This window comes from Vibrio sp. Vb0937, assembly GCF_033338855.1.
The window spans coordinates 1-1,116 of sequence record NZ_JAWOTK010000372.1; the positions used below are offsets into that span (position 1 = coordinate 1).

Sequence of the window (1,116 nt, forward strand, 5' to 3'; positions counted from 1 at the left end):
ATGGCTGGGCAGTTTAAGATGGATTCCATCCCGGGATCGCTTGTGGTAGTTGGCGGTACTTATGAGCCTTGGTTATCAGTACTGGAACAAGTTGGCTGGAAGTGTCACCAAGTAGGCGACTTACGCAAAGCTAACACGTTATTGGAAGATATTGGGCCTTGTATCGGTATCGTTGACCTGAGCCATGACGAGTTTAGCTTGAATGGTCTGGCAAACTTAGTGAGTTCTCATAAGCACGTGCGTTGGTTGGCGTTTATTCGTGAGTCTCAGCTCGGCACAGACACCATCTGCCAGTTCATCGTTAACTTCTGTATCGACTTTTTTACTGCCCCAATCCCAGATGCCCAACTGTTGAGTACCATCGGCCACCAACTTGGTATGCTCAAGCTAGAGAAAAAAGTTTGGCCAAGCTTTGGCAATAGCCTCGATATGGGGCTGATTGGCGAATCTATCCCGATGAAGCGCCTACGCGATCAAGTTAAGCGAATTGGTCCTACGGACGTGAGTATTCTGATCTCTGGCGAGAGCGGTACTGGTAAAGAAGCGGTTGCTCGTGCAATTCACAAAGTATCTTCCCGTTCTCATAAGCCCTTTATGTCGATTAACTGCCGCGCTTTGAATGAGCAACGTTTCCAAGCGGAAGTCTTTGGTATTGCTGCGGATGCTGAGATGGGCCCAAGTCTGTTGGAACAAGCAGATGGCGGTACTGTGTTGTTTAATGACATTCTGACCATTTCGAAGGACCAGCAAATGAACCTGTTAAGGTTTTTGCAAGAGGGCACGATTGAAACGCGCGAAGGTGTGAAGAATGTGAATGTGCGTATTCTTGCTGCTAACTCGTCAGACGTAGAAAAAGCCTTGATTGATGGCGACTTCAACGAAGAGTTGTACCATTACATCAATGTACTTCGTATCAACGTACCAAGCTTGAAAGAGCGCGCGAGTGACATTGCACTACTAGCTCGCTTCTATCTGCAAGAGTTCTCTAAAGAGTACAACTCTCAAGCAAAAAGTTTCTCAGAGGACGCTTTGAAAGCTCTGACTCGTTACTTCTGGCCTGGTAATGTTCGCGAGTTGATGAACCAAGTTAAGCGTGCGGTGTTGATGTCTGACAGC

General features: G+C 47.2%; 1 protein-coding gene. It reads left to right on the forward strand.

All coding sequences use genetic code 11. The features are described from left to right. On the forward strand, positions 1-1,116 hold a 1,116-nt coding region (locus R7P67_RS25805), incomplete at its 3' end, for a sigma-54-dependent transcriptional regulator (RefSeq protein WP_318086448.1).